Annotated in this window: 28 protein-coding genes; 5 read left to right on the forward strand and 23 right to left on the reverse strand. The window is 57.9% G+C overall.

Annotated features, from left to right (window positions below; all coding sequences use genetic code 11):
• The first annotated feature begins 147 nt into the window (after positions 1-147).
• The 5 genes from H8711_RS00945 to H8711_RS00965 all read left to right on the forward strand — a co-directional run bounded on the left by H8711_RS00945 (position 148) and on the right by H8711_RS00965 (position 3,470).
• Positions 148-720: a chromate transporter gene (locus H8711_RS00945; protein ID WP_249281655.1), complete on the forward strand. Its 573-nt coding sequence runs from the start codon at positions 148-150 to the stop codon at positions 718-720.
• A complete protein-coding gene (locus tag H8711_RS00950; RefSeq protein WP_249281656.1) occupies positions 717-1,298 on the forward strand; it encodes a chromate transporter in 582 nt (193 codons plus the stop codon). Before H8711_RS00945 ends, H8711_RS00950 begins: the two co-directional genes overlap by 4 nt.
• 27 nt (positions 1,299-1,325) lie before the next feature.
• A complete protein-coding gene (nth, locus tag H8711_RS00955) occupies positions 1,326-1,967 on the forward strand; it encodes an endonuclease III (protein ID WP_249281657.1) in 642 nt (213 codons plus the stop codon).
• Positions 1,968-2,243: 276 nt separating this feature from the next.
• Positions 2,244-2,819 (forward strand): energy-coupled thiamine transporter ThiT, encoded by a 576-nt coding sequence (gene thiT / locus H8711_RS00960; RefSeq protein WP_249281658.1) that lies wholly within the window; start codon positions 2,244-2,246, stop codon positions 2,817-2,819.
• A 195-nt stretch (positions 2,820-3,014) separates the two neighbouring features.
• On the forward strand, positions 3,015-3,470 hold the full coding sequence (locus H8711_RS00965) for a COG2426 family protein (protein WP_249281659.1): 456 nt from the start codon (positions 3,015-3,017) through the stop codon (positions 3,468-3,470).
• Positions 3,471-3,533: 63 nt separating this feature from the next.
• On the opposite strand, the gene H8711_RS00970 is transcribed toward H8711_RS00965, so the two are convergent.
• The 23 genes from H8711_RS00970 to smc form a co-directional block, all read right to left on the reverse strand.
• Positions 3,534-4,349 (reverse strand): RnfABCDGE type electron transport complex subunit B, encoded by an 816-nt coding sequence (locus tag H8711_RS00970; RefSeq protein WP_249281660.1) that lies wholly within the window; start codon positions 4,347-4,349, stop codon positions 3,534-3,536.
• Positions 4,350-4,371: 22 nt separating this feature from the next.
• Complete coding sequence (locus H8711_RS00975) at positions 4,372-4,968, reverse strand: electron transport complex protein RnfA (RefSeq protein ID WP_249281661.1); 597 nt, start codon at positions 4,966-4,968, stop codon at positions 4,372-4,374.
• Entirely contained in the window at positions 4,969-5,658 is a 690-nt protein-coding gene (gene rsxE, locus H8711_RS00980) for an electron transport complex subunit RsxE (RefSeq protein ID WP_249281662.1), read from the reverse strand.
• Positions 5,658-6,173 (reverse strand): RnfABCDGE type electron transport complex subunit G, encoded by a 516-nt coding sequence (locus H8711_RS00985; RefSeq protein WP_249281663.1) that lies wholly within the window; start codon positions 6,171-6,173, stop codon positions 5,658-5,660. Before H8711_RS00985 ends, rsxE begins: the two co-directional genes overlap by 1 nt.
• Positions 6,170-7,105 carry an RnfABCDGE type electron transport complex subunit D gene (locus H8711_RS00990; RefSeq protein WP_283245791.1) on the reverse strand — a complete coding sequence of 312 codons (936 nt, stop codon included), beginning with the start codon at positions 7,103-7,105 and terminating at the stop codon, positions 6,170-6,172. Before H8711_RS00990 ends, H8711_RS00985 begins: the two co-directional genes overlap by 4 nt.
• A gap of 12 nt (positions 7,106-7,117) precedes the next feature.
• Positions 7,118-8,422 (reverse strand): electron transport complex subunit RsxC, encoded by a 1,305-nt coding sequence (rsxC, locus tag H8711_RS00995; protein WP_249281664.1) that lies wholly within the window; start codon positions 8,420-8,422, stop codon positions 7,118-7,120.
• A 73-nt stretch (positions 8,423-8,495) separates the two neighbouring features.
• Positions 8,496-9,029, reverse strand: a complete 534-nt coding sequence (locus tag H8711_RS01000; protein WP_249281665.1) for a Gx transporter family protein — start codon at positions 9,027-9,029, stop codon at positions 8,496-8,498.
• 168 nt (positions 9,030-9,197) lie between these two features.
• Complete coding sequence (locus tag H8711_RS01005) at positions 9,198-9,653, reverse strand: CD1247 N-terminal domain-containing protein (RefSeq protein ID WP_249281666.1); 456 nt, start codon at positions 9,651-9,653, stop codon at positions 9,198-9,200.
• A gap of 109 nt (positions 9,654-9,762) precedes the next feature.
• Positions 9,763-10,320, reverse strand: coding sequence for an elongation factor P (efp, locus tag H8711_RS01010; RefSeq protein WP_249281667.1), 558 nt, complete (start codon positions 10,318-10,320; stop codon positions 9,763-9,765).
• A gap of 150 nt (positions 10,321-10,470) precedes the next feature.
• On the reverse strand, positions 10,471-11,538 hold the full coding sequence (locus tag H8711_RS01015; protein WP_249281668.1) for a M24 family metallopeptidase: 1,068 nt from the start codon (positions 11,536-11,538) through the stop codon (positions 10,471-10,473).
• Between the two features lie 15 nt (positions 11,539-11,553).
• On the reverse strand, positions 11,554-11,988 hold the full coding sequence (aroQ, locus tag H8711_RS01020) for a type II 3-dehydroquinate dehydratase (protein WP_249281669.1): 435 nt from the start codon (positions 11,986-11,988) through the stop codon (positions 11,554-11,556).
• Positions 11,989-11,992: 4 nt separating this feature from the next.
• Complete coding sequence (locus tag H8711_RS01025) at positions 11,993-12,886, reverse strand: TIM barrel protein (protein ID WP_249281670.1); 894 nt, start codon at positions 12,884-12,886, stop codon at positions 11,993-11,995.
• The gene (locus H8711_RS01030; protein ID WP_488153810.1) at positions 12,883-13,437 is read right to left on the reverse strand and encodes a YqeG family HAD IIIA-type phosphatase; all 555 of its coding nucleotides are present in this window, start codon (positions 13,435-13,437) and stop codon (positions 12,883-12,885) included. Before H8711_RS01030 ends, H8711_RS01025 begins: the two co-directional genes overlap by 4 nt.
• A gap of 52 nt (positions 13,438-13,489) precedes the next feature.
• Positions 13,490-13,666: a 30S ribosomal protein S21 gene (rpsU, locus tag H8711_RS01035; RefSeq protein ID WP_249281672.1), complete on the reverse strand. Its 177-nt coding sequence runs from the start codon at positions 13,664-13,666 to the stop codon at positions 13,490-13,492.
• Positions 13,667-13,807: 141 nt separating this feature from the next.
• A complete protein-coding gene (leuS, locus tag H8711_RS01040) occupies positions 13,808-16,213 on the reverse strand; it encodes a leucine--tRNA ligase (protein ID WP_249281673.1) in 2,406 nt (801 codons plus the stop codon).
• Positions 16,214-16,271: 58 nt separating this feature from the next.
• Positions 16,272-16,631 (reverse strand): ribosome silencing factor, encoded by a 360-nt coding sequence (rsfS, locus tag H8711_RS01045; RefSeq protein ID WP_249281674.1) that lies wholly within the window; start codon positions 16,629-16,631, stop codon positions 16,272-16,274.
• Positions 16,632-16,659: 28 nt separating this feature from the next.
• Entirely contained in the window at positions 16,660-17,730 is a 1,071-nt protein-coding gene (locus tag H8711_RS01050) for an LCP family glycopolymer transferase (RefSeq protein ID WP_249281675.1), read from the reverse strand.
• A gap of 12 nt (positions 17,731-17,742) precedes the next feature.
• The gene (gene yqeK / locus H8711_RS01055) at positions 17,743-18,312 is read right to left on the reverse strand and encodes a bis(5'-nucleosyl)-tetraphosphatase (symmetrical) YqeK (RefSeq protein ID WP_249281676.1); all 570 of its coding nucleotides are present in this window, start codon (positions 18,310-18,312) and stop codon (positions 17,743-17,745) included.
• On the reverse strand, positions 18,303-18,911 hold the full coding sequence (gene nadD / locus H8711_RS01060; RefSeq protein WP_249281677.1) for a nicotinate (nicotinamide) nucleotide adenylyltransferase: 609 nt from the start codon (positions 18,909-18,911) through the stop codon (positions 18,303-18,305). The genes yqeK and nadD overlap by 10 nt, the downstream gene beginning before the upstream one ends.
• A gap of 38 nt (positions 18,912-18,949) precedes the next feature.
• Positions 18,950-19,243: a YhbY family RNA-binding protein gene (locus H8711_RS01065; RefSeq protein WP_249281678.1), complete on the reverse strand. Its 294-nt coding sequence runs from the start codon at positions 19,241-19,243 to the stop codon at positions 18,950-18,952.
• A 19-nt stretch (positions 19,244-19,262) separates the two neighbouring features.
• Positions 19,263-19,877 carry an XTP/dITP diphosphatase gene (locus H8711_RS01070; RefSeq protein ID WP_249281679.1) on the reverse strand — a complete coding sequence of 205 codons (615 nt, stop codon included), beginning with the start codon at positions 19,875-19,877 and terminating at the stop codon, positions 19,263-19,265.
• Positions 19,874-20,818: a signal recognition particle-docking protein FtsY gene (gene ftsY / locus H8711_RS01075; RefSeq protein WP_249281680.1), complete on the reverse strand. Its 945-nt coding sequence runs from the start codon at positions 20,816-20,818 to the stop codon at positions 19,874-19,876. Before ftsY ends, H8711_RS01070 begins: the two co-directional genes overlap by 4 nt.
• A gap of 50 nt (positions 20,819-20,868) precedes the next feature.
• Positions 20,869-24,462 carry a chromosome segregation protein SMC gene (gene smc / locus H8711_RS01080; protein WP_249281681.1) on the reverse strand — a complete coding sequence of 1,198 codons (3,594 nt, stop codon included), beginning with the start codon at positions 24,460-24,462 and terminating at the stop codon, positions 20,869-20,871.

The raw sequence follows: 24,462 nt of genomic DNA on the forward strand, positions 1-24,462 counted from the left end.
CAATAATATACCTCCGATCTCCTGCTTTGTCAACACCTATTTGTAAAATGGCGGTAAGCCTGAAACAGCACCTTGCAAAAAAGCGACATTTGCGGTACAATTTTAAGGCTGGTTCGACCCATTATGAGGGGAAAGCGAGGGATTTGCATGGAGACGGACGGCCTATGGCAGCGTTGCCGCACCCTGTTTCTGACTTTTTTAAAGATCGGCGCATTCACCTTCGGCGGAGGCTATGCCATGATCCCGCTCATCCAACGCGAGACGGTGGAGACCCACCACTGGATGACCGATCAGGACATCCTGGACATGTTGGCCATCGCGGAAAGTACACCCGGCGTCATCGCAGTGAACAGCGCGACCTTTGTGGGCTACCGCGTGGCCGGTTTTTGGGGCGCGCTGTGCGCTACAGTGGGGGTTGTCCTCCCGTCGTTTCTCGTCATCCTGGTTCTCTCGATGTTTTTAGCGCAGTTCAAGGCGCTCAAGCTGGTGGAATACGCGTTTGTAGGCATTCGTTCTGGCGTGATCGTGCTGATCATCAGTGCGGTTATCAAGCTCTCCAAGCAATGCCCCCAAAACGTATTCTCGTATACAATAACCGCGGTCGCCTTTCTACTGGCAGCTTTCCTCAAGGTGGACGTTATCCTGATCATCCTGTGCGCGGCCGCCGTCGGCATCGTGTACCAATTGGCGGCCTTCAAAGGCGGTGATTCCGGCCAATGATCTATCTGCACCTGTTTGTCACCTTCTTCCAGATCGGCCTGTTCACCATCGGCGGCGGTTACGCCATGATCCCGATGATTCAGGACGAGGTTGTAAAAAACGGCTGGCTCACCATGGGCGAGCTGGTGGACTTCATCGCCGTTGGGGAGAGTACCCCCGGCCCGTTCGCCGTCAACATCGCCACCTACATCGGTTCGGTCACCGGCGGCTTTTTTGGGGCGCTCTGCGCCACAGTCGGCGTGGTGCTGCCGTCCTTCCTCATCATCCTGCTGATTGCCAAGTGGTTCACCGCCTTTGGGGACAACCGTCTGGTGCGCGGGGCGCTGACCGGTCTGCGGCCCGCAGTGGTGGGACTCATTGCAGCGGCGGCATTCTCCATCGCCTGCTCCAATCTGATTTCGCTGGAGCACGTGGCAGGCCCCGCGGATCTGCCCAACTCGATCAATCGTATCGGGCTGCTCGTGTTTGTCCCGCTGCTGATCTTTACTCTGAAGAAAAAGCCGCACCCCATTTTATTAATTTTGATCTCCGCAGGAGCAGGCATCGCGCTATGCTGCCTGCGGGATCTTCTGATCTAAATTTGTTTCACAAAGGAGGAACCCGCCATGACCCCGTTACAAAACCGCGCCCGCATGATTGTGGAGCGCCTCAAGCAAGAATACCCCGACGCGGTCTGCTCTCTCGATTACATCGACCCGCTGCAGCTGCTCATTTCGGTGCGTCTGGCCGCCCAATGCACCGACGCGCGTGTCAACATGGTCACCCCCACCCTGTTCCAGCGGTTTCCCGACGCTCAGGCCTTTGCGGATGCGGATGTCACCGAAGTGGAAGAGATCATCAAATCCTGCGGCCTTTACAAGACCAAGGCCCGCGACCTGGTGGCCCTGGGCAAAATGCTGGTGGAGCAGTACGACGGAAAGGTACCCGACAATATGGACGACCTGCTGAAGCTGCCGGGCATCGGGCGCAAAACCGCCAACCTGGTGTTGGGCGACGTATTCGGACAGCCCGCCGTAGTCTGCGACACCCACTGCATCCGCCTGACCAACCTGATGGGTCTCACCGTCGGGAAGGACCCCTACAAGGTGGAGATGCAGCTGCGCGATATCCTGCCAATGGAGGAGGCGAACGACTTCTGCCACCGGTTGGTGCACCATGGCCGCGCTGTGTGTGTGGCGCGCCGCCCGCAGTGCGACCAATGCTGCGTCAAGGACCTTTGCGATTACGCCTGTCAAAATAACGCTTGACAAAATCCGCCATTATCTGTATACTTATGGACGAAAAGAATACGGGGGCGCTGAGTACTCTCGGCTGAGATGGAAACGGGTTGACGTTTCGGTCCCTTATACCGCCAAAAGCGGTGTAGAACCTGATCCAGGTAATGCTGGCGTAGGTAGTAATTATAGTATTAATTGCTAAACACCATTTGGCATTCGCCGGATGGTGTTTTTCTTGTGTTCTTTTTGCGCGGCCGCACAACCTGCGGCGCGGATCTCACTAAAAACACAGGAGGACAGAAGACAATGCAAACCAACAGAACCAAAACCCAAATCATGGTGGAATGCGCCCTGATGATCGCCCTGGCGACTGTGCTGGGCTACATTCCGATCTTTGAAATGCCGCAGGGCGGTTCCATCACCCTGTGCAGCATGGCGCCGATCATCCTGGCGGCACACCGCAACGGCCTCAAATGGGGCCTGTTCACAGGCTTTGTACACAGCCTGATCCAGATGCTGCTGGGATTTAAAAATGTGCTTTACTGCACAACCTTCCCGGCCATGGTCGGCTGCATTCTGCTCGACTATGTCATCGCTTTCACCGCACTCGGCCTGGCTGCGGCAGTTGAGAAGCCCTTCAAAAATAAGCTGGTCGGCATCGGCGTGGGTTCGGTCGTCGTAGGCCTGATCCGTTATCTGTGCAGCTTCCTCTCGGGCATCCTTATCTGGGGCGGTTATGCTCCGGAAGATATGCCTGTCTGGCTGTACTCCCTCACCTACAACGGCAGCTACATGATTCCGGAAATCATCATCACCGCCGTTGCAGTGGTCCTTCTGGTGAAGCTCCTCGATGTCCGCCAGAAGAAAAAACAGGCTGCTTAACTCACAATTTTCATATTCCCTTGGGAAAGGCCTTCTGGAGATCGAAACTTCAGCAGGGCCTTTCCTTTTTTGTTGCAATTGAGATCCTTTTCCATAGCATTTTTTACATCTTTTTTACAGACAAAAACTTGTATGAATTTTACAAATCCGGTATAATAATAAAATAATTTGTATGACTGAAGGGTGGCTTTCCTATTGAATTGGGGACAATATCTGACGCTTTTTGTGGTTGCCATGCTTCCCATTGTAGAACTGCGCGGCGCCATTCCCATCGGGGCTGGATTCGATCTTCCGTTTTGGACAAACTACGCCATTGCGGTGGCTGGCAACATCCTTCCAGTCCCTTTTTTGATTTTGTTTGCCACCAAAATTTTGAGATGGTTGACGAAATTTCGCAAGATCGGCCCCTTTTTCCAGAAGATTTTGGACAAAGGAGAAGAGAAAGCAGCCAAAATCGGCAATGTGGAACTATTGGGTCTGTTCTGTTTTGTCGCGGTTCCGTTGCCGGGCACCGGCGCTTGGACCGGCTCCCTGATCGCCGCCACCTTGAGCCTCAAATTCTGGCCGTCAGTCGCCACAATCGCGGCTGGCGTCGCCGCCAGTGGTATCATCATGGGCATCCTTTCCTATGGGCTGTTCTCCCTTTTCTAAAGATGAAACGTCAAAACGGGCCGTCCCTATTCGGGACGGCCCGTTTTTGCGCCCTTTGTCCAATCAAGTACAGACGGTGGCGGGTTGCAGCTGGTGGATGATGTGGACCGGGCAGGCCTCAGCACAGGCACCGCAGCCGGTACATTTACTCTGATCAATTTCGGCCAGGTTGTCAGTGACAGTAACCGCCTGAACCGGGCAGGCCTTTTCACATTTTTTGCAGCCGATACATCCGGCCGAACAGACCTTGCGGGTGTGCGCGCCCTTGTCGTGGCTGGAGCAGGCGACAAATACGGTCGCCGCCTTGGGCTCCAGCTTGATCAAATGGTTCGGACACTTCGCAACACATTTTCCGCATGCAGTGCACAGGTCGCGATCCACCACTGCAACGCCGTTGCAGATGTGCAGCGCGCCGAACTGGCAGGCGTCCACACAGTCGCCAAAACCCAGGCAGGCATGGCTGCACGCCCTTCTGCCCTGGTAAAAGATATTGCAAGCCTCGCAGGTGGGGATGCCTTCATAGTCCATAATGTAGCTGGTGCATTCAGAGGAACCGCTGCACGCCACCACAGCCGCGCGTTCGATCATCTCGCCAGCCTCTACGCCCAAAATCGCGCTGATCTTGCGGGCGCATTCGGGGCCGCCCACCGGACACAGGGTGGTCGGGGTGGTATGATCGCTGGCCAGTTTTTTGGCGTAGTCGTCGCAACCCGCAAAACCGCAGCCGCCGCAGTTGGCGCCGGGCAGCTCAGCGCGGATCTCCTCAAAGCCCTCCACCTCGGGGACGGACATATATTTTGCGGCGATGGCAAGGATCACCGCGCACACAAATCCGGCCAGAGCGATGATGATGACCGGCAGTGCATATGCTTCAAACATAAGCGTCTATCTCCTAACTCTATTATTTGAAAATGCCTTCCACAATGCCGGAAAATCCCATAAACGACAGGGATACGATGGCCGCGGCGGTGAGGGTAATCGGCAAGCCCTGATAACTTTCAGGGACATCGGCTGCCTCCAGGCGGCTGCGGACGCCCGCGAACAGCACCATGGCCAGCATAAAGCCGAGCCCCGCGCCCAGCGCATTGACCAGCGACTCACCGAAACCGTAGGCCTCATCGATGTTCAGCACAGTGACGCCCAACACGGCACAGTTGGTGGTGATGAGCGGCAGATAGACGCCCAGCGCGCGGTGCAGCGCGGGGACAAACCGCTTCATAACCACCTCGACCAACTGAACCAGAGCCGCGATGATCAGAATGAACGCCACTGTCTGCATATAGCCGTAGTTGGGCAGCAGTAGGTAATGGTAGATCGGCCAGGTTGCGGCCGTAGCCATCACCATGACAAAGATGACCGCCGCGCTCATCGCCAGGGCGGAATCCAGTTTTTTGGAAACGCCGAGGAACGGACAGATGCCGAGGAATTTGGACAGGACAAAGTTATCCACCAAAATGGCGCTGAGCAAAATGGTCAGCATATTCTTTGCAAGCTCCATTTATTTGCACTCCCCTTCCTTTTTCTCGCCCTCATGTCCGCAGGCGCTCGCCATCGGGCAGCCGGCGCAGCCGACCTTCTTGGCGGGCTTTTTGCTGCTGAATTTATTGACAATTGCAATCAGCAAGCCGAACACAAAGAAGCCGCCGGGGGCCATCTTGAGAATCGCCATCGGCTCAATCAGGTCAGCCGTGAGGTTGATGCCCATCCAGGTGCCATTGCCGATGATCTCACGAATAGAGCTCATCACAAGCAGCGCACCGGTAAAACCGAGCCCCATGCCGATCGCATCGCAGGCGGACGCGGCCACGGTGTTCTTGTTGGCGAACATCTCCGCACGGCCCAAAATAATGCAGTTGACAGTGATAAGCGGCAGGAAGATACCGAGCGACTGGAAGATGTCGCGCTGATACGCCTCCAGCACAAAGCTGACAACAGTGACAAAACTTGCGATGATGACGATGTAGCAGGGGATGCGCACCGTGTTGGGAATCACCTTTTTGAGCAGGGAGATCACCACGTTGGAACCGAGCAGCACCGCAGTGACCGAAAGGCCCATACCAAAAGCGTTGCTGGCCGTAGTGGTGGTTGCCAGGAACGGACAGGTGCCCAGCACCAGAACAAGGATGGGGTTTTCCCGGATCAGGCCGTTGAGCAGGACCTGAAGGTTGCTCATCTTTTTCTCAGCCATTAGTTCGCACCTCCCGAAAGCTGCTGCGGCATCTGCGTCATCTCCTGCATCAGCGTTTTGAACGCCGAGGAGGAGATGGTCGAGCCCGCGATGGTATCGACGTTGTCCACATTGTTTTGGCCGATGTATTTCGCCTTATAGTCGTCGTTGTCGATTTGGGTACCGAGGCCGGAGGTCTCGGACATCGAAAGGATCTTGACGCCAGTGATGGTGCCGTCGGCCTTGACGCCGGTCATCACCTCAATCGGGCCGCCGAAGCCCTTGGTGACGGCAGTGATGACATATCCCTCTCCCCCGTTGACCACATAGATCTCGGTGGCGGAGCCGGGCAACTCCCCGGTGTACTCCTGCAGATCGGCGGCGCCTTCATAAACGATGGCCCGCGCCGCGGTTGCCTCTGCGGCGGCGGCGGCCTCAATGACCGGCTTGGTGGTCTGATAGGTGGCTGCCAATGCGGCGGAGCAGATGAGGCAGATCGCGGTCAGCACCGCGATGGGCATGATGATATCTTTCATTTTGCGGCACCTCCCAACGGCTTGGATTTGGTATAGCGGTCGATGAGCGGCGTGACAATGTTCATCAGCAGGATGGCAAACGAGACGCCCTCCGCATAAGCGCCGAACAAGCGGATGGTGATCGTGATGGCGCCGCACCCGAAGGCAAAGATCACCTTACCCAGAGTGGTGGTGGGCGAAGTGGCATAATCGGTCGCCATAAAGATCGCACCCAGCAATAGGCCTCCACTCAACAGGTGGAACAGGACATCCTGCCCCCCCAGCGCCGCGCCCACAGCCACGGTAGCGAGGTACACCACTGGAATCACTGGACTGATGACCCCACGGATAATCAGATACAGGCCGCCGATGATCAGCGCTATCGCGCAGGTCTCACCCAAGCAGCCGCCGATGTTCCCGAGCAACAGGTCGGCATACTCGGTCCAGCGCCCACTGCGCATCAGCGCCAGCGGGGTGGCGGTGGTCATGACATTTGCGGTGTGATACTGGTAGGAGAGCGGTTTGACCCAGTTGGTCATCGCAGAGGAGAAGGAGATGAACAGCACAATGCGCCCCACGATTGCAGGGTTGGCAAAGTTCTGCCCGATGCCGCCGAACAGCTGTTTGACGATCACAATGGCGACAAACGAACCGATCACCGCCATCCAGGGCGGCAGGGTGGCGGGCAGGTTGAAAGCCAAAAGCAGGCCGGTGACCACGGCGGAAAGGTCGCCGATGGTATTGGAGCGCTTCAAAATCTTGCGGAACAGATATTCAAAGACCACACAGGACACCACGCAGACGACGCACAGCAGCAACGCATCGAAGCCAAATATGTAAGTAGCCGCGATCAATGCGGGAATCAACGCGATGATGACGTCCAGCATGATGGTTCTCGTGGTCGCCCTGCCCCGCAAATGGGGAGACGGGACAATCTTCAAGTTGTTACTCAAACTTCTACACCTCTATTTTTTACTGCTTTCCCGCAGCAATTTTTTACTCAGTTTGTTGGTCTGCACCAGGTTTCGTTTTGCGGGGCAAACAAACGCGCAGCACCCGCATTCCATGCACAAATTGACCTTCAAATCTTTCAGCGATTCTACGTCCTTGAGCTTGTATGCGCGCTCGATCGCCGCCGGCATCAGGTTGATGGGGCAGGCGTTCACGCAGCGGCCGCAGCGGATGCAGGCGGTCTCCTGGATATCCGGCGCGTCCTTTTTATCAAAGGCCAGGATCGCGTTATTGTTTTTGATCACCGAGTAGGTGTCGTCATAGATTGCGGTACCCATCATCGGGCCGCCCATGAGCAGCAGGCGCGGTTCGCTCTTATACCCGCCGCAGAAATTGATCACGTCGATCATACGGGTCCCGATGGGAACCAGCACGTTTTTGGGCTCCTTTACCGCAGAACCGTCAACCGTCAACCGCTTGTTGATGAGCGGCATACCGGTTTTGAGGTACTGCGCCACAAATGCCACCGAAGAGACGTTCATCACCAGGACGCCCGCGTCCGCAGGCAGCTTGCCCTCGGGCACCACACGGCCGGTGCACTCGTAGATGATGACCTTCTCCGCGCCCTGCGGGTAGCGCGCGCGCAGAGCCTTCACTTCGTAGCCGGGGCGGCCTGCGATCAACTGTTTCATGTGTGCGATCGCCTCGGGCTTGTTGTCCTCGATGCCGATGCGCACCGCTTTGATATCGAGGTATTTGCAGACCTGGTCGATGCCCTCGAGCACCCCTTCGCCGTTTTCCAGCAGTTCCCGGTTATCCGCTGTTATGTAGGGCTCACACTCCGCGCCATTGACGACCAGCGTATCCACCTCGTCGAGATTTTTGGGATTGAGCTTGATGTGCGCTGGGAAACCCGCGCCACCGAGTCCCACCAGGCCTGAGCGCTGGATCGCGCTGATAAACTCCTGGCGGTTGGTCACATGGGGCGGAGCCACCGTTTCGCTCACCGTCTGCAGCTTATCTGCCTCGATGATGATCGATTGGGTGCGTTGGCCGGTCGGGGTGATATAATCTTCAAACCCCTTGACCACGCCGGACACGCTGGAATGGATCGGCGCGCTGAGAAACGCGTCGCTGTCCGCGATGAGCTGTCCGACCTTCACCTCGTCGCCGGCCTTCACCAGCGGCTTGTCGGGCGCCCCCATGTGCTGCAACAAGGAAATTGCAACGCTGTCGGGAACGGGCATAGTCACTGTGGCGCAATCACTGGTGTTCTTGTGATGCGGCACATGGATGCCGTTCAAGTGTTTTCTTAACAACTTCTTTACCTCCTATTCCAGACCGGGAAGAAACCTTTCCGGCCCTCTCTATTCTAAAAAAGCTGCACAGCAGTCAGGGTTCCGCCTTGGGGCGGGGCTTTTCGGGACTGAGACGCTTGAGATAGGGCAGCACCATTTTCAGCACTGTCCCGGTCACCGCACCCATGCCGATGCCGGCGACCAGAATCACCGGCATATAGTAAAGCGACAGAGCTGTTTGCAACAAAAAAGCAGCCGCCGCTAGCTGCCCCAGGTTATGCGCCACCGCGCCTGCCACGCTGATGGTGAAATAAGATAGCGAAGACCTTTTGGGGAGCAGAAGCAGCGCCATCACCGCCACTGAGACGAGCCCGCCCGTGAGGCTCAGCAGGCCCGCCGTGACGCCCCGCGTCAATAACACAAAGCTGCTCTTGAGTACCGCCATCAGCAGCGCTTTCCGCCGCCCCCAAAAGAACAGGCAGTACATGGTGACGATGTTGGACAGCCCCAGCTTGAAGCCGGGCGGCAGACCAGGCAGCACCGGCAGCAGGCCCTCCAGGAAGGAGAGCGCCATCGCCAGCGCGAACAGCATCCCCATCTGTGCAATTGTTCTGATTTTTGCACTCATAAGCCCTCGCGCCGCTGCGAATGGTTTCCGCAGCGATCTTCAAAACAGAATTATGGATGTTGTGAAACTGTTCACAAAATTTTCCGCTTACAAATAGTGCGGTGACGTCTCAAAAACGTCACCGCACTGTTGTATCCACAAAATTATGACGCCAACCGGATCTGCGGCTTATTTGTCGCAGTCGCAGCCGCTGTCGTGTCCGCAACCGCAGTCACAACCATCCTCGGTTTCAAAATCGAACTCCAACAGCTCACCGCAGTTAGGGCACTCAATCGATCCATCATCGAGGATATCCTCTGTGACATACACCTCGTCGCCGCACTTCGGGCAGGTCACCTCATAGAGGTCGCCGTCGTCGAATTCATCGTCGTCGCAGCAGCAGTCGCATTCATCATCGTCGTCCTCGTCGTAGACGATCTCCTCCAGACCCTCCAGATCCTCGTCGATCGCATCGACCTGCTCGGAGAGCTCCGCCATGTTGTCCTCGAGATCGGTCACAGTCAGGGCGATATCGTCCAGAACCTCCAGCATCTCTTTGATCACGCGGCCCTCTTTGCTGCTATCGTCAATGCCCAGGCCCTCGGTCAGGCCTCTCAGGTACGCAACTCTTTCCGTCACTGTCATCGTAATATCCTCCCTTACCAGTCATTGATTTGGATGCCATTTCCTAAAAATAGTATACTGTTTTTTCCAGCGCCTATGCGCTTACCCATGCAAAATTTGCACAACGGGATCAAGCGCGCTCCATATATTCGCCGGTACGGGTGTCAACGCGGATCATATCGCCCTCGTTGATGAACAGCGGCACGCTGATCTCCGCGCCGGTTTCCAGCTTCGCGGGCTTGGTCGCGTTGGTGGCGGTGTTGCCCTTAAAGCCGGGATCGGTTTCAGTGACCTGGAGCTCGATGAAATACGGGGGCTCCACACCGAACACGTTGCCCTTGTAGGACAGAACCTTCACCGTGGTGTTCTCTTTGACAAATTTGAAGTTGTCGCCCAAAACCTCGCCGTTGATGGGCAGGTTCTCATAGGTTTCGTTATCCATGAAATAATACAGGCCGCCGTCCTCATAGAGGTACTCCATCTCTTTGCGCTCGATGTAAGCGGTGGGGAACTTCTCGGTGGGGCTGAAGGTTTTTTCAGTCACGGAACCGGTAATCACATTTTTGATTTTAGTGCGAACAAAAGCAGCGCCTTTGCCGGGTTTTACATGCTGAAACTCGACGATCTGAACCACGTTGCCGTCCATCTCAAATGTAATACCATTCCGAAAATCGCCTGCTGATACCATGTATTTTACCTCCAAAAATATAGTAAGATTCTGAACTGCTCTTAACGTTATAATTCTATATTAAAACCGTTCATTTGGCAAGTGATTTTTGCGAATATTTGTGATTTTCCGCATCAAAATGCCAAAATTCAACGATTCTCCCGGCACAAACTACAACACGATCAAATCTTTGGGGCTCTCTGTCAAGTTTTCGATCCCCGCTTCAGTCACATAGACCATATCCTCGATGCGGCAGCCGAATTCCCCCTGCAAATAGATCCCGGGCTCCACCGTCATCACAAGGCCCGGCTCCACCGTGTCGTCGCAGGCCGGGGAAAAACGCGGTTCCTCGTGGATTTCGATGCCGACCGCATGTCCCAAACCATGCCCAAAGCAGCCCGCAAAACCCGCGCCGTCGATGATCGAACGCGCAACCGCGTCGATCTCGCGGCAGCTCCTGCCCGCCGCGATGCTCTCAAGCGCTGCGAGCTGCGCCTTGAGCACCGTGTCATACACCAGGCGCTGGCGTTCACTGGGCTCCCCGACCGCGACCGTGCGGGTCATGTCGGAATGGTAGCCGCCGACCACAGCGCCGAAATCCATCGTGACAAAATCGCCGCGCTTGATGACCCCGTCGCCGGGTACCCCGTGAGGCAGCGCGCTGTTTTTCCCCGCCACCACGATGAAGTCGAAGGAGACCGCCTCCGCCCCCCGGCGCCGCATATCAAACTCCATCTCCAGCGCGATCTCCCGCTCGGTCCGGCCGGGCTGAATGGCGTTCAGTATATTGCGGAAGGTTTCGTCGGTCAACGCCTGCGCGCGGCGAATCTGTTCCACCTCATCCGGCGTTTTGATGCGCCGTTGCGACAGGATCAACCGGTCGAGCTGGTCGCCCTCCTCCAATACAGCGGGCTCCAAGAGGGCGCGGTACCGCTGAAAGTCAGCTACCGTCAAATAACTCAATTCGGCGCCCACCGCCCTGACCGCATGCTTTTGGCAGAGGGCGTGCAGCGCGCGGCGGGTATTCTCCAACAGCAGCACCTCGCAGCCGCGGATCGCCTTTTGCGCCGCCTCGATATAACGAAAATCGATGAGAAAATACGCCTGATCGCGCGTCACAAAAAGAATCCCCGCGCTGGAGGGAAAACCGGTGTAATAGCGGCGGTTCTCCTTCGACAGGATCAGCGCCGCATCCAGCCCATCGGGGAGACTCTGCATCAACCGTTCGATTCGATTCATCCTCTGTCCCTCGCCTCAAACCAGATTTTTCATCCCGTCGATCGCAAGCAGATAGCTGTATTTTCCGAAGCCGCAGATCTGCCCCGCGCAGACAGGAGCTAACACCGAGGTGTGGCGGAATTCGTCGCGCGCATGGATATTGGAAAAATGCACCTCGATCACCGGGATGAGGATGGTGGTGATCGCATCCCGAATCGCATAGCTGTAGTGGGTATAGGCTCCCGCATTGAGCACCACGCCGTCGAACTCGGTGCGCGCCGCGTGCAGCCGGTCGATGATGTCCCCCTCGTGGTTGGACTGGTAGATTTCGCATTCAAAGCCTGCGGCCGCTGCATGGCTGAGGATCTCGGCGTTGATGTCCTCGAGGGTTTCCTTGCCGTAGATGCCTGTTTCGCGCAGGCCTGTGAGGTTGATATTGGGGCCATGGATCACCAACAGACGTTTTTTCATCTTGTCATTCTCCTTCTCTTTCGCTGTCCACCTTCCAGCCGGATTCGCATACGGCCTGATAAAGCGCCCGCATCCTGGCTGCGTCTTCGGCCTGGGTTCCGGCCGATTCACAAATGATGGTGGGTTCGCAGTTTTTGCGCGCAATCAGTTCCGCCACCGGCTCAAAATCCGGGCCATACTCGGTATCCTCAAAGGTGAGGTGGCGCTTTTCCCCACCCGGAGTGGTGTATTCAATTTTGGAAAAATGGGCGTGGAACTCCCGCAGCCGGGAATAGCCCAGCCGGTTTTCCACTGCGTCAAAAATCCGTTCAAAGTCGGCAAAAGTTGTGAGGCCGCCGAAGGTGCGCGCGTTGAGATGTCCGAAATCGATGCAGGGGAGCATCCGCTCGTCGATGGTGCACAGCTCCAGCACCTCTTCCAGGGTGCCGAGCTGGTTGACCTTGCCCATCGTTTCCGGGCAGATGCGCACCCGATCGAGGCCCTCCGCATCCAGAGCAGCCACCGCCTCGCGCATGGTATCCATCGCGAGCGCGAGCGCCTCCTCCCGGCTCATCTTGGAGCAGGAACCGGAATGGACCACAATGCGCTCCCCGCCCATGGCATGCACCGCCCGGGCGCTTTGCAAAATATAGTTGACGCTGCCGCGCCGCTTCTCCTCCTCGACACTGGAGAGGGAGATAAAATAAGGGGCGTGCAGCGAGAGCTGAATCCCTTTTTCAGCCGCCGCTGCGCCGAACGCCGCCGCTGACGCCTCGGATATCTTGACCCCGCGGCCACACTGGTATTCAAAGGCGTTGAGGCCGAACTGTTCTAAATACTGCGGAACCTGCGTGTTCTTTTTGAAGCCCTGCGCGGCAAAGCTCAGGCTGTTGCCCGCCGGGCCGAAGTGGATGCTCATGGGTTCTCTCCTTTTCGGGCGCATTTTTTCCGGTAGGCCCTCAAAAAGGGGCGCTCCAGCAGGCGCTTCAGGCCAAACAACACCCCTCGCTCCGGTTCGATCGGATCGACCAGGATACTTTTGATCCCCGACCAGTTAGCGCCGGCCACGTCGGTGAAGATCTGATCGCCCACCACCGCAACCTGATCCCGCGCCAAGCCCAGACGCTCACAGCATCGCCGAAAGCCCCGCGGCAGCGGCTTCGCGCCCGAGGATTCAAAATCCAGACCCAGGCGCTGTGCAAACGGGCGCACCCGCTCCCCGTTATTATTGGACAAAATCATCAGCGCAATACCATCGCGCTTCATCTGCTCCAGCCAGACCAAAATCTTTTCGTCCGGCTCAGGGTTGCCGTGCGTCGTCAGCGTGTTATCGACATCCAGAATCAGCGCCTTTACCTCCAGCTCATCGAGCAGCCGCGGGGTGATCTCATAGGCGCGGTGGACGCTTACCGTGGGGAAAAATATGGACATTCTCTTCTCCTCATATTTACCTGTTTCTATCGCAGCAATGAAAAAGCGAGCATTTGCATGCTCGCTTTCATCACTTTGTTAACGATAAGAATTACTTGAATTTGCGCTTGCGAGCAGCCTCAGACTTCTTCTTACGTCTAACAGACGGCTTCTCATAATGCTCTCTCTTCCGAACCTCGGCGAGAACACCAGATCTTGCGCAGGATCTCTTAAATCTTCTAAGAGCGCTATCAAGAGATTCATTATCTTTGATATGAATTTCTGCCATTACTAATTCCCTCCCCACACCAGGAGATTACGTTAGCTATTTTACGTCTGTAAACCAACTCGTAAAATATAACAAAACTGATTATACAATAAAATGTATACTTTTGTCAAGTGGTTTCGGCTGAGATACCAGAAGTTGAATTTAGCGCACGACAATGTTAATGAGTTTGCCGGGCACATAGAGCTCCTTGACGACCGTTTTGCCCTCGATCATCGCTTTTACCGCATCGGCCTGCTTGGCTGCGGCGATGGCGTCCTCAGCGGTGATGTCCGCCGCGACCTGCAAACGAGCCTTGATTTTGCCGTTAACCTGCGCCACGACCTCGATGGTGGCCTCCTTACACTTGGCCTCATCGTAGGACACCCACTTCTGCTCGTTGAGCATACCGCCGAAGCCGAGCACCTGCCACATCTCCTCGGTGATGTGCGGCGCAAACGGATTGAGCAGGATGAGCAGCGCCTTGAGCTCGGCGTGGTTGATCGCGCCGGTGTCGGTGATGTCGTTGAGCAGCGCCATCATCGCCGCGATGGCGGTATTGAACTTGAGCTCCTCGATATCGCGCGTGACCTTCTGAATGGTCTTGTGCATCGCAGTTTCCAGCTCGGGGCGGTATTCGGCCCCTGCAATCAGGATATCCTGGAGATTCCAAATGCGGTCCAAAAAGCGCTTGCAGCCCTTGATGGAATCGGAATTCCACGGCGCGCTCTTCTCGAAGTCGCCGATGAACATCTCGTAGAGGCGCATGGTGTCCGCGCCGTACTCCTTGACGATGTCGTCGGGGTTGACCACGTTGCCGCGCGACTTGCTCATCTTTTCGTGGTTCTCACCCAGGATCATGCCGTGACTGGTGCGCTTCGCATACGGCTCGGGGGTGCTCACCACGCCGATGTCATAAAGGAACTTGTGCCAGAAGCGGGAATAGAGCAGGTGCAGGGTGGTGTGCTCCATACCGCCGTTGTACCAATCCACCGGCAGCCAGTAGTCGAGGGCCTCCTTGGAGGCGAGCGCCTCGTTATTGTGCGGGTCGCAGTAGCGCATGAAATACCAGGACGAGCCCGCCCACTGGGGCATGGTGTCGGTCTCGCGCTTGGCAGGACCGCCGCAATGCGGGCAGGTGGTGTTCACCCAGCTGTCGATCTTGGCGAGCGGAGATTCACCCGTCTCGGTCTGCTCGTAGCTGTCCACATGCGGCAAGGTCAGTGGGAGCTGATCCTCAGGCAGCGGGACATAGCCGCACTTGGGGCAGACGACGATGGGAATCGGCTCGCCCCAATAGCGCTGGCGGGAGAACACCCAGTCGCGCAGCTTGAAGTTGACCTTCTTCTCACCCTTGCCGTGCTCGGTCAGCCAATCGATAATCTTGGCCTTGGCGTCTTCCACCGAGAGGCCGGTGAGAAAATCGGAGTTGACCATCACACCGGTGGCGCAGTCGGTGAACGCCTCCTGCTCCACGTCTCCGCCTTTGACCACCTCGATGATCGGCAGGCCGAACTTTTTCGCAAATTCCCAGTCGCGGGTATCGTGGGCAGGCACCGCCATAATCGCGCCGGTGCCGTAGGTGGTGAGGACATAATCCGCTACAAAGATGGGGATCTCTCTGCCGTTGACCGGATTGACGCCACGCACCCCCTGTAGCTCCACGCCGGTTTTTTCTTTGACCAGCTCGGTGCGTTCAAACTCGGATTTGCGCGCCGCCTCTTGCTGGTAGGTGCGGATCGCATCGATGTTTGTGATCCGATCCGCCCATTTTTCGATGTATGGGTGTTCGGGCGAGATGACCATGTAGGTCGCGCCAAACAGGGTATCCGGGCGGGTGGTGTAGACCTCCAGCTCATCCCCGGCAGTGGTACCGAACCGCACGTTTGCGCCGGTGGAGCGGCCGATCCAGTTGACCTGCGAAACCTTGACCCTGTCTATGTAGTTCACCAGGTCGAGATCGTCGATCAGCCGCTGCGCATATTGGGTGATTCCCAGCATCCACTGGCTTTTCACCTTGCGCACCACTTCACCGCCGCAGCGCTCACAGACGCCATTGACGACCTCCTCGTTTGCAAGCACCACCTTGCAGCTGGTGCACCAGTTGACCGCCATCTCCTTTTTGTAGGCGAGTCCCTTTTTGAAGAGCTGCAGGAAGATCCACTGGGTCCATTTGTAGTAGTTGGGGTCGGTGGTATTGATCTCACGGCTCCAATCGAAGCTCAGGCCCAGCGATTTAAGCTGCTGTTTGAAGTGGGCGACATTATTTTTGGTGACAATTTCGGGGTGGATGTGGTTCTTGATGGCGAAGTTTTCAGTCGGCAGGCCGAACGCGTCCCAGCCCATGGGATAGAGCACGTTGTAGCCCTCGAGGCGGCGTTTGCGCGAGACGATATCGAGCGCGGTGTAGGAGCGCGGATGGCCCACGTGCAGCCCCTGCCCAGACGGATAGGGAAACTCCACCAGCGCGTAATACTTGGGTTTGGAATAGTCGTTGGTGGCGGCAAAAACCTGCTTATCATCCCAGATATCCTGCCACTTCTTTTCAACCTCTGCAAAATTATACTTCATTGTCTCTTCCTCCTGCCCGCCCGCGTGAGGCGGGATTCTATCTTAGAGCCGCAAGCTCTCAATCCGCCGTCAGCACATCCGCCAGATCGACCGGCTGGCCGTCCGACCATAGGCGCTCCAGCGAATAGAAACTTCTCGTTTCACCGCAAAAAATGTGCACGATCACGTCGTAGTAATCCAGGACAATCCACGAAGCGGAGACATAGCCCTCCACGCACTTCGGCTCATAGCCCAGCTTGGTCATCTGGTCCTCCACCTCGTCCGCGAGCGCTTTGACCAGCGTGGTGTTGTTCGCCGAAGCGATCAGGAAATAATCCGCGATCGAAGTCACATCCGCGATGCGGATGGCCTTGATATCCTGCGCCTTTTTGGCGTCCAGCACCGACGCGATCTTTTTTGTCATTTCAAGTGATGTCATTAACAGTATCCCTCCTCGCTCTCAGGAATTAGTCAATCGGAAATTCCTCCAATCCCCCTTCCCCGCTGCTCTCCGGTTCCTCCACGAGGCCGTCCGGGTTGGGCGGCGTCTCCGTCTCCTCTTGATAAGGCGGCGGGGCGGGCACACTCGGGATGGGGAGGTAATCCACCGCCTGTCCATAGGGGCGAAAATAGGTGTTGAGCAGCTCGGTTAGCTGCGCACGGTTGGCCTCGTAGACAGCAAAACCGTTGTGCATCTTCCCGCTTCCCTCGACGGTGAATATCTGGATATTCTGATTTTCGACCGAGAACGCCTCGTTGGCGAGCGAAAGCGCCCGCGTCAGCGGCAGGTCGGTCGTGATTTTATCAAAATTCTGGGTGGCAAGCAACAGCATCTTGGTGCGGCCCTTGTCCCGCACCGCCTGCACCAGCGCGTCGATCATCAGCTTTTGCGCGTTGATGCGGCCGATATCGCCGGTTGGATAGCCCGCGCGGTAGCGGACAAACCATTCGGCCTGCTCGCCGTTCAGATGTTGTTTTCCCGGTTCGATGACTTTGCCCGGCAAAAATTCGATGCGCTGGGGCACGTCGATCTCCACCCCGCCCAGCGCGTCCACCATGTCGCGAAAGCCCTGCAGCGTGATGGTGACATAGTGATCGATCGGCAGGCGCAACTGCTCCTCGACCACCCCGATCAGGCCGCGGATCGGCTCGTCGTCATTCCGATGGGTAAAGTAGACCTGATTGATCTTTCCAGTCTTGTAGTCGTCCCCGATGTAGGTGTCGCGCGGAATCTGGAGGGCGTTGATCTTCCCCGCCCGCACGTCGAAGTTCACCACCACGATGACGTCGGTGAGCCCCGCTGCGTCGTCCAAGCCGCACACCAGGATATTGAGCGCGTCGTCCGAAACCGGCTCGAGCTCGATCTGTGACTCCTCCCTGGAGACATCCGAGGACGAGGGAGAACTGTCCTCAGACGGCGGCGGCTCGCGGTCGCGGAGCCCTACGGCAATCCCCCAAGCCAACAGCGGAACCACCGCCAACGCGGCGATGCCTCCGGCCAAAATCCAACGCTTGGAGGTTGGGGAAAGACGTGACACCAGAAATTCCTCCTAGGCGACGTACTCATTATACGCTTCCACGGTGTCGTCTACAATGGGTGATTTATGCGCAACAAGGTCGCTGATAATGTATTGCAGGCCGTAGAGCATCGCCTTTTCAAGCGAAGCCCGCGCCAGCGCGCGCACGGTTTCCACATCGCTGTATTCCCGATCCGCCGAAGTGAGGTCGGCCAGATAGACAATCTTTTCCAACCGGCTCATACCGGCGCGGGCGGTGGTATGGTAACGTACTGCATTTATAATATCCTCATCCTGCACGTTTAATTCCTCGCGGATGAAAATGCTCCCCGCCATGGCGTGCCAGAGCGATGGCTGTCCCAGCGCCTTATCGTCCCAAATTATAGCAGAGTTGCGGATTCTTTGCAACTGTTCCTCCTTGGGCTCGTCCTTACAGATATCATGCACCAAGCCCGCAAAATAGGCCTTTTCCGGGTCCTCACCAAAAATTTCAGCCAAGCGGCGCGCCTCATCCGCCACATTCAGGCTGTGGCGATAGCGCTTTTCGCACAGGCGCTCGCTGAGCAACTGTTTGATCGCTTTCAGATTATCATTCATCGGCATTGATATAACCCATTCCTTTTGATGTAATCGATGACCGCGGGCGGCAGCCACGGGGTCAAATCCGTGTGTTCTTTGATCTTACGCCGCAGCTCGGTGGAGGAAATTTCCAGGATGTCCGCTTGGTCAACCCGGTATGTCCCGCCGAAACGCCGCTCGAGCTCCTCCTTTTTGTGCTGCATCAGCTCGTATTCGCCTGGCCGCCGCGCCAGCGCGCAGATGACGGCCAGTTGGACGATCCGTTCGCGGCGCCACCATTTGTCCAGGGTCAAAAGCATGTCCGAGCCAACCGCGAGGTACAGCTCCGCACCGGGATACCGGGCGTGAAGTTCCTCCAGGGTATCCACCGTATAGCTCGGCCCCGCCCGCCGCAGCTCCAGGTCGCTGACTTCGGCGCGCGGGTCGTCCTGCGCCGCCAAACGGCACATCTCCAGGCGGTCGGCCCCGCTGGCCAACTCATGCGGCTGCTTGTGGGGCGGCTGCTTGGTCGGGATAATGAGCACGCGATCCACCGCGAGCGCGTCTGCAAAATGGCGGTAAAGGTGGAGATGTCCCCGGTGGATGGGATTGAAAGTACCGCCAAAAATCAGCATCCGGCGCATAAGCGCTCCCTCCCCGATCAGTTTTTCTAAATTGAGTCCTATTTATCCGGGTCGTAGATCGGTTTTTTCGGGTTGCGCCGGTAGAGGATGAACCGCGTGCCGATCACCTGCACCACCTCCGCGCCGACCTGCCCAGCCATCTGTTCGGCTGTATCTCGCGCGGTGTCGGGTGCGGTCTCCAGCACCCGCAGCTTAATCATCTCGCGCGCGGTGAGCGCATCGTCCACCTGCTTGATAAGCGCATCGGCGATGCCGCCCTTGCCCACCTGTAATATGGTCTCCATCTGGTTCGCCTGTGAGCGAAGATTCGCCCTCTGTTTACTTGTCAGCAAAATTGCATCCCCTTTTCTGTTATCGTGGTGTTCCGCCGCTTGTCAAACCGGCAAAGCGGTTTTTAAACTGCTCGTAAAAATCGCGCAGCGCCCTGCCACGGTGGCTGATCGCATCCTTCTGCTCCGCTGTCAATTCGGAGAAGCTGCCCTGCTCGGTGTAAAAGACAGGGTCGTAACCGAAGCCGTTTTCGCCCCGCTTCTCATGCCCGATGACCCCGTTGCAGACTCCCTCGGCGCAGAGCTCCGAGCCGTCTGGAAACGCGCAGCAGATCGCGCTGACAAAATGCGCGCCGCGCCGGCCCTCGGGCACATCCTGCAACTCGCTCAGCAGCTTTGCAATGCGGTCGTCGTCGGTGGCGTTCTCCCCGGCGTAACGTGCGGAGTAGACCCCGGGCGCGCCGCCCAGTGCGTCCACACACAGACCGGAATCGTCCGCAATGGCTGGCAGGCCGGACAGCTCCATGACCGCACGCGCCTTGATGCGCGCGTTTTCTGCAAACGTCTCACCCGTCTCCTCCACATCGGTGTGGATACCGGCCTCCCCGGCCGAGAGCACAGTGACCCCCAGCGGTTCCAAAATGCGCTTAAACTCGCGCATCTTGCCGTTATTTTGGGTTGCAATGATGAGTTTCATTCCTCCGCCTCCGTTTCGTCGCGCAGCGGCTCGTTGCCGTCGAACAGCGCTTCGACAAAATCTCGGGCGACAAACGGCTGCAAATCGTCGATCTTTTCCCCCACGCCGATGTATTTGATCGGCACGCCGAGCTCCTCTTTGACCGCAATCACCACGCCGCCGCGCGCGGTGCCGTCCAGCTTGGTGAGCACGATGCCCGTAAGCCCGGCCGCCTCCTTGAACTGCTTGGCCTGGTTGAGCGCATTCTGCCCGGTGGTGGCGTCGAGCACCAGCAGCACCTCCTTGGCCGAGCCGGGCGCCTCGCGTTCGATGACGCGGGAAATCTTTGCGAGCTCGTCCATCAAGTGCTTTTTATTGTGCAGACGCCCGGCCGTGTCGCAGATCACCACATCCGCGCCGCGTGCCTTGCCCGCCGTGATGCTGTCGAACACCACGGCCGCCGGGTCGGACCCTTCGGCGTGGTGCACCATTTCGCACCCCGCGCGTTCAGCCCAGATACCGAGCTGATCGATTGCGGCCGCGCGGAAGGTGTCGGCCGCGCCGAGCAGAACCTTTTTGCCCCGGCGGCGCAGCTCCGCCGCCATCTTGCCGATCGTGGTCGTCTTGCCCACGCCGTTGACGCCGATCACCAGGATGATCGAGGGCTTCGTCGAGAGGTCGAGCTCTTCGCCGCCCTCCATCATCTCGGTGATGATTTCTTTCAGCAGGCCCTTTACTTCGGAAGGATCGGTGGTTCCTGTCTCCTTGACCCTGACACGCAGCCGCTCACAGATCTTTCCTGCGGTGTGCACCCCGACGTCGCTCATAATTAAAATCTCTTCCAGCTCTTCAAACAGCTCTTCGTCGATCTTGGTAAAGGAGTTGAGCATCCCCTCAAAGCTCTTTACCATCGAATTGCGGGTCTTGGTCAGCCCTTCTTTGATCTTTTGAAAAAATCCCATGCAATCGCTCCTCTATGCAATCAATCTATCGCTTTCACCGGCAGATGCGGTCACTGTCCGCCGTCCTGCTTGCCCCCAGTCATGCCGAGCTTGCTTTCCAGCTCGGACACCGAGAGCTCCAACAGCTTGGACACGCCCTCCTCCTGCATGGTCACGCCGTACAGCATGTCCGCTTCCTCCATGGTGCCGCGGCGGTGGGTAATGATGACAAACTGGGTCCTGTTGCTCAGCCGGCGCAGGTACTGCGCGTATTTTGTGACGTTCACATCATCCAACGCCGCCTCAATCTCATCGAGCAGGCAGAACGGCGCGGGGCGCACCTTGAGGATGGCGAAATAGATCGCGATCGCCACAAACGCCTGCTCGCCGCCCGATAGGGACGCGAGGTTTTTGATCAGCTTGCCCGGCGGCTGCACATGGATTTCGATGCCCGATTCCAGCACATCGCCCTCGTCGGTGAGGCTGAGCTCCCCCTTGCCGCCGCCGAACAGCTCGGTAAAAATCTGGCCGAAGTGGCGGTTGATCTGTTGGAAACTGCTGGTGAACATCTCGCGCATCTGCGCGGTGAGGTCGTGGATGATTTGGCCCAACTGTTCCCGGCTGTTCTCGACATCCTCGATCTGCGCTTTCAAGAATTTATAGCGCTGCGATACCTGCTCGTATTCGTCGATCGCCTCGAGGTTGACCGAGCCCAACGCCTTGATGCGGCCCTTGACCTCGGACAGCTCGCGCTGTGCCTTGGGCATGTCCTCCACCGGCTGCGCTTCGGCCTGCGCCTCGCTGCGGGTGAGCTCGTATTCATCCCACATGCGCGCGATGATCGCGTCGTAATCCGCCTGAAGGCTGAACTTTTTCTCCTCCACGCGCGCAAGGTCGCGCGCAAGCTGTTCCCGGCGCGCCATGATCTCGCGTTCCCGCGCGCGCACCTCGGTGGAATGCTGCTCGCAGCCCTGCCGCTTCTGTTGGAGCTCCGCAATCTGCTGCTGCGCCTGCGCGGCCTGTTCCGCAAAGGCTCCATTCGCCCGGCGCAGGGCTTCGATCTGTTCGGTGATCTGCGTATTTTGAGCCTGGAGCTCCGCGATCTGCGCCTGATACTGGCTGATACGCTGGCTCTGGCCCTCCCTGCGGGCGTCCATCTCCCCGATGGAAGCGCGCGCCGCCTCGATATCCTTGGTCTGTGCGACCAGTTCCATCTCCAAACCGGAGCGCTGGGTCGCCAGCGTCGCACGCTCGGCCTGCACCTGTTCCTGACGCGCCGCCTGCTCGCGGATCGCCGCTTCCGCAGCCTGCTGCTCCGCCTGCAAACTTTCCACCCGTTCCGCCGCACCGCCGATTTCCTGTTCCAATGCGGCAAGGCGGCGTTCCAACTGGGTCAGCTGGGTCTGTGCGTCCTCCTGGTTCTGATCGAGATCTCTCAGCGCCAATTCGATCCGTTTTTGTTCGGATTGGTAGCGGATGCTGTCCTCATTGGCCGCCTTGATCTCGCTTTCCACAGCGAGTAGCTGTGCCTCCAGCGCCGAGGACTCCTCGACGAGCGACTTGAGCTTTCCGCGCATCGCTTCACCCGACTGTAAAATCGCCTGTGCATCCGCGCGCAGGCGGTCGATCTCCGGCTGGCGGCTGAGCAGGCCCGCACTCTTGGCCACCGATCCGCCCGTCATCGAGCCGCCCACGTTCACCAACTGGCCGTCCAGCGTGACGACGCGGAAACGGTTGTGAAATGTGCGCGCGATGGCGACCGCATCGTTCAGATCCTCCGCCACCACAATGCGGCCGAGCAGATTTTCCACAATCGCACGGTATTCCCGCTTGCACCGCACCAGGTCGGACGCAATGGCGACAAAGCCGCGCTGCTGCTGCAGCCCGTTCTCGTTCAGGCGGTTGCCGCGGATGGTGGAAATCGGCAAAAAGGTTGCCCGGCCGCTGCGCGACTCCTTGAGCATCCCGATGGCGCGCTTGGCCACCTCGTCGTTGTCCACCACGATATTTTGCAGCGCACCGCCCAGCGCGGTCTCCACCGCTGTGGTATAGGCCGCGTCCACCTCGATCAGCTTGGAAACCGCCGAGTGAACCCCCTGAATCGCGCCGCGCTTCTGCTGCCCAATGATATATTTGACGCTGCCCGCAAAGCCCTCCATGTTCTGTTCCAGGCTTTCGAGCAGCCTCGCCTTCTGTTGCTTCTCGCCCGCCTTCTGTTCGACGGCGCGCAGCTCCCGCTCCAGCTCCTGGCGCTTGGTCTCGCGGCCCGACCGCTTGATGCGCAGGCCGCCGGCTGTGTTTTCCAGCCCTTGCAGGTTTTCCTGGATGCTCTCAATCAGCTCCCGGCAGTCGCTCAGCTCCACCGTGAGGTCCTTGCGCTTCTGTTCCTTTTCCGCCTGCGACTGGCGCAGCAGCTCGATGCGGTTTTGCGTCTCGTTGCGGGCTGATTGGGAGGTGACTGCGGCCACCTTCGCCTCGGACAGCGACATGGTCACCGCAGCGAGAGTCAAGCGGCGATTCTCTGTTTCCTGCGCGGCCTGCCTCTCCCGATCGGACAGCTCGCTGTGCTGCCCTGCCAGCTTGTCAAGCTCCTCGCGGGTCTGCTCCATCTCCGCTTCCAGACCGGTCAATTCCTCCTGTTTTTGTGCGATCTGCTGCTCGATGCCTTTCCCGGTGGAATCCTGCTCGGAAATTTCCTGGGAAATGCGGTCCATCAATCCGTTGTTGTGGAAAATGTCGTTTTCATACACCGCGATCTGCGACTGCGATTCAGCCGCTTGTTCCTCCAGGGCACGGATTGCCGAACGCAGCCCATCGATCTCGACCGTGCATTGGGAAATCTGCGCGAAGGCCTCTTCGGCCGCGCACTCCACCTCGGCGAGCTCCTCCTCGACCTCGGCATGATTCGCCTGCGCAGCGGCGACCTTGTCCTCCTGTACGCGCAGCAGCCCGCGGGTCTGCTCAAGCTGCGCTGTCCAAATGGACAGCTCGAGCGTCCTGCGCTCGGCCGCATACTGCACAAACCTGGCCGCTTTCTCCGCCTGGACGCGCAGCGGCTCCACACGGCCCTCCAGCTCCACCAGGATGTCCTTGAGCCGCAGCAGGTTCTCCTGCGCCGCCACCAGCTTGCGCTCCGCCTCGTTCTTGCGGTAGCGGAATTTGCTGATGCCCGCCGCTTCCTCAAAGATTTCACGCCGGTTGGCGCTCTTGGCGCTGACGATCTCAGCGATCTTGCCCTGGCCGATCATCGAATAGCCGTCGCGGCCCAGGCCGGTATCCATAAACAGCTCCACAATGTCCTTGAGGCGGACATTCTGGTCGTTGATCTTGTATTCGCTCTCCCCAGAGCGGTAGAGCTTGCGGGTGATCGAAACCTCATCCAGGTCCATCGGCATGCTTCGATCGAGGTTGTCTATGTAGAGGGTGACCTGCGCGAACCCCATCGCCTTGCGCAGCTGGGTTCCGCCGAAGATCACATCCTCCATTCTCGCGCCGCGCAGGGTTTTGGTGGACTGTTCGCCCAACACCCAACGCAGGGCGTCGCTGATGTTGCTCTTTCCGCTGCCGTTCGGCCCGACTACCGCCGTGAGCCCCCCCTTGAAGTTCAGCCGCGTGCGGTCGGGGAACGATTTGAACCCGTAGATTTCAAGTGCTTTGAGGTACAA

This window comes from Ligaoa zhengdingensis, from assembly GCF_014384885.1.
In the GTDB taxonomy this organism is placed as follows: Bacteria; Bacillota; Clostridia; order Oscillospirales; family Ruminococcaceae; genus Ligaoa; species Ligaoa zhengdingensis.

Coding starts and splice junctions, on each gene's coding strand:
- H8711_RS00945 (WP_249281655.1), top strand. CDS start 148: ATGGAGACGGACGGCCTATGGCAGCGTTGCCGCACCCTGTTTCTGACT.
- H8711_RS00950 (WP_249281656.1), top strand. CDS start 717: ATGATCTATCTGCACCTGTTTGTCACCTTCTTCCAGATCGGCCTGTTC.
- nth (WP_249281657.1), top strand. CDS start 1,326: ATGACCCCGTTACAAAACCGCGCCCGCATGATTGTGGAGCGCCTCAAG.
- thiT (WP_249281658.1), top strand. CDS start 2,244: ATGCAAACCAACAGAACCAAAACCCAAATCATGGTGGAATGCGCCCTG.
- H8711_RS00970 (WP_249281660.1), bottom strand. CDS start 4,349: ATGTTTGAAGCATATGCACTGCCGGTCATCATCATCGCTCTGGCCGGA.
- H8711_RS00975 (WP_249281661.1), bottom strand. CDS start 4,968: ATGGAGCTTGCAAAGAATATGCTGACCATTTTGCTCAGCGCCATTTTG.
- rsxE (WP_249281662.1), bottom strand. CDS start 5,658: ATGGCTGAGAAAAAGATGAGCAACCTTCAGGTCCTGCTCAACGGCCTG.
- H8711_RS00985 (WP_249281663.1), bottom strand. CDS start 6,173: ATGAAAGATATCATCATGCCCATCGCGGTGCTGACCGCGATCTGCCTC.
- H8711_RS01000 (WP_249281665.1), bottom strand. CDS start 9,029: ATGAGTGCAAAAATCAGAACAATTGCACAGATGGGGATGCTGTTCGCG.
- H8711_RS01005 (WP_249281666.1), bottom strand. CDS start 9,653: ATGACAGTGACGGAAAGAGTTGCGTACCTGAGAGGCCTGACCGAGGGC.
- efp (WP_249281667.1), bottom strand. CDS start 10,320: ATGGTATCAGCAGGCGATTTTCGGAATGGTATTACATTTGAGATGGAC.
- H8711_RS01015 (WP_249281668.1), bottom strand. CDS start 11,538: ATGAATCGAATCGAACGGTTGATGCAGAGTCTCCCCGATGGGCTGGAT.
- aroQ (WP_249281669.1), bottom strand. CDS start 11,988: ATGAAAAAACGTCTGTTGGTGATCCATGGCCCCAATATCAACCTCACA.
- H8711_RS01025 (WP_249281670.1), bottom strand. CDS start 12,886: ATGAGCATCCACTTCGGCCCGGCGGGCAACAGCCTGAGCTTTGCCGCG.
- rpsU (WP_249281672.1), bottom strand. CDS start 13,666: ATGGCAGAAATTCATATCAAAGATAATGAATCTCTTGATAGCGCTCTT.
- leuS (WP_249281673.1), bottom strand. CDS start 16,213: ATGAAGTATAATTTTGCAGAGGTTGAAAAGAAGTGGCAGGATATCTGG.
- rsfS (WP_249281674.1), bottom strand. CDS start 16,631: ATGACATCACTTGAAATGACAAAAAAGATCGCGTCGGTGCTGGACGCC.
- yqeK (WP_249281676.1), bottom strand. CDS start 18,312: ATGCCGATGAATGATAATCTGAAAGCGATCAAACAGTTGCTCAGCGAG.
- nadD (WP_249281677.1), bottom strand. CDS start 18,911: ATGCGCCGGATGCTGATTTTTGGCGGTACTTTCAATCCCATCCACCGG.
- H8711_RS01070 (WP_249281679.1), bottom strand. CDS start 19,877: ATGAAACTCATCATTGCAACCCAAAATAACGGCAAGATGCGCGAGTTT.
- ftsY (WP_249281680.1), bottom strand. CDS start 20,818: ATGGGATTTTTTCAAAAGATCAAAGAAGGGCTGACCAAGACCCGCAAT.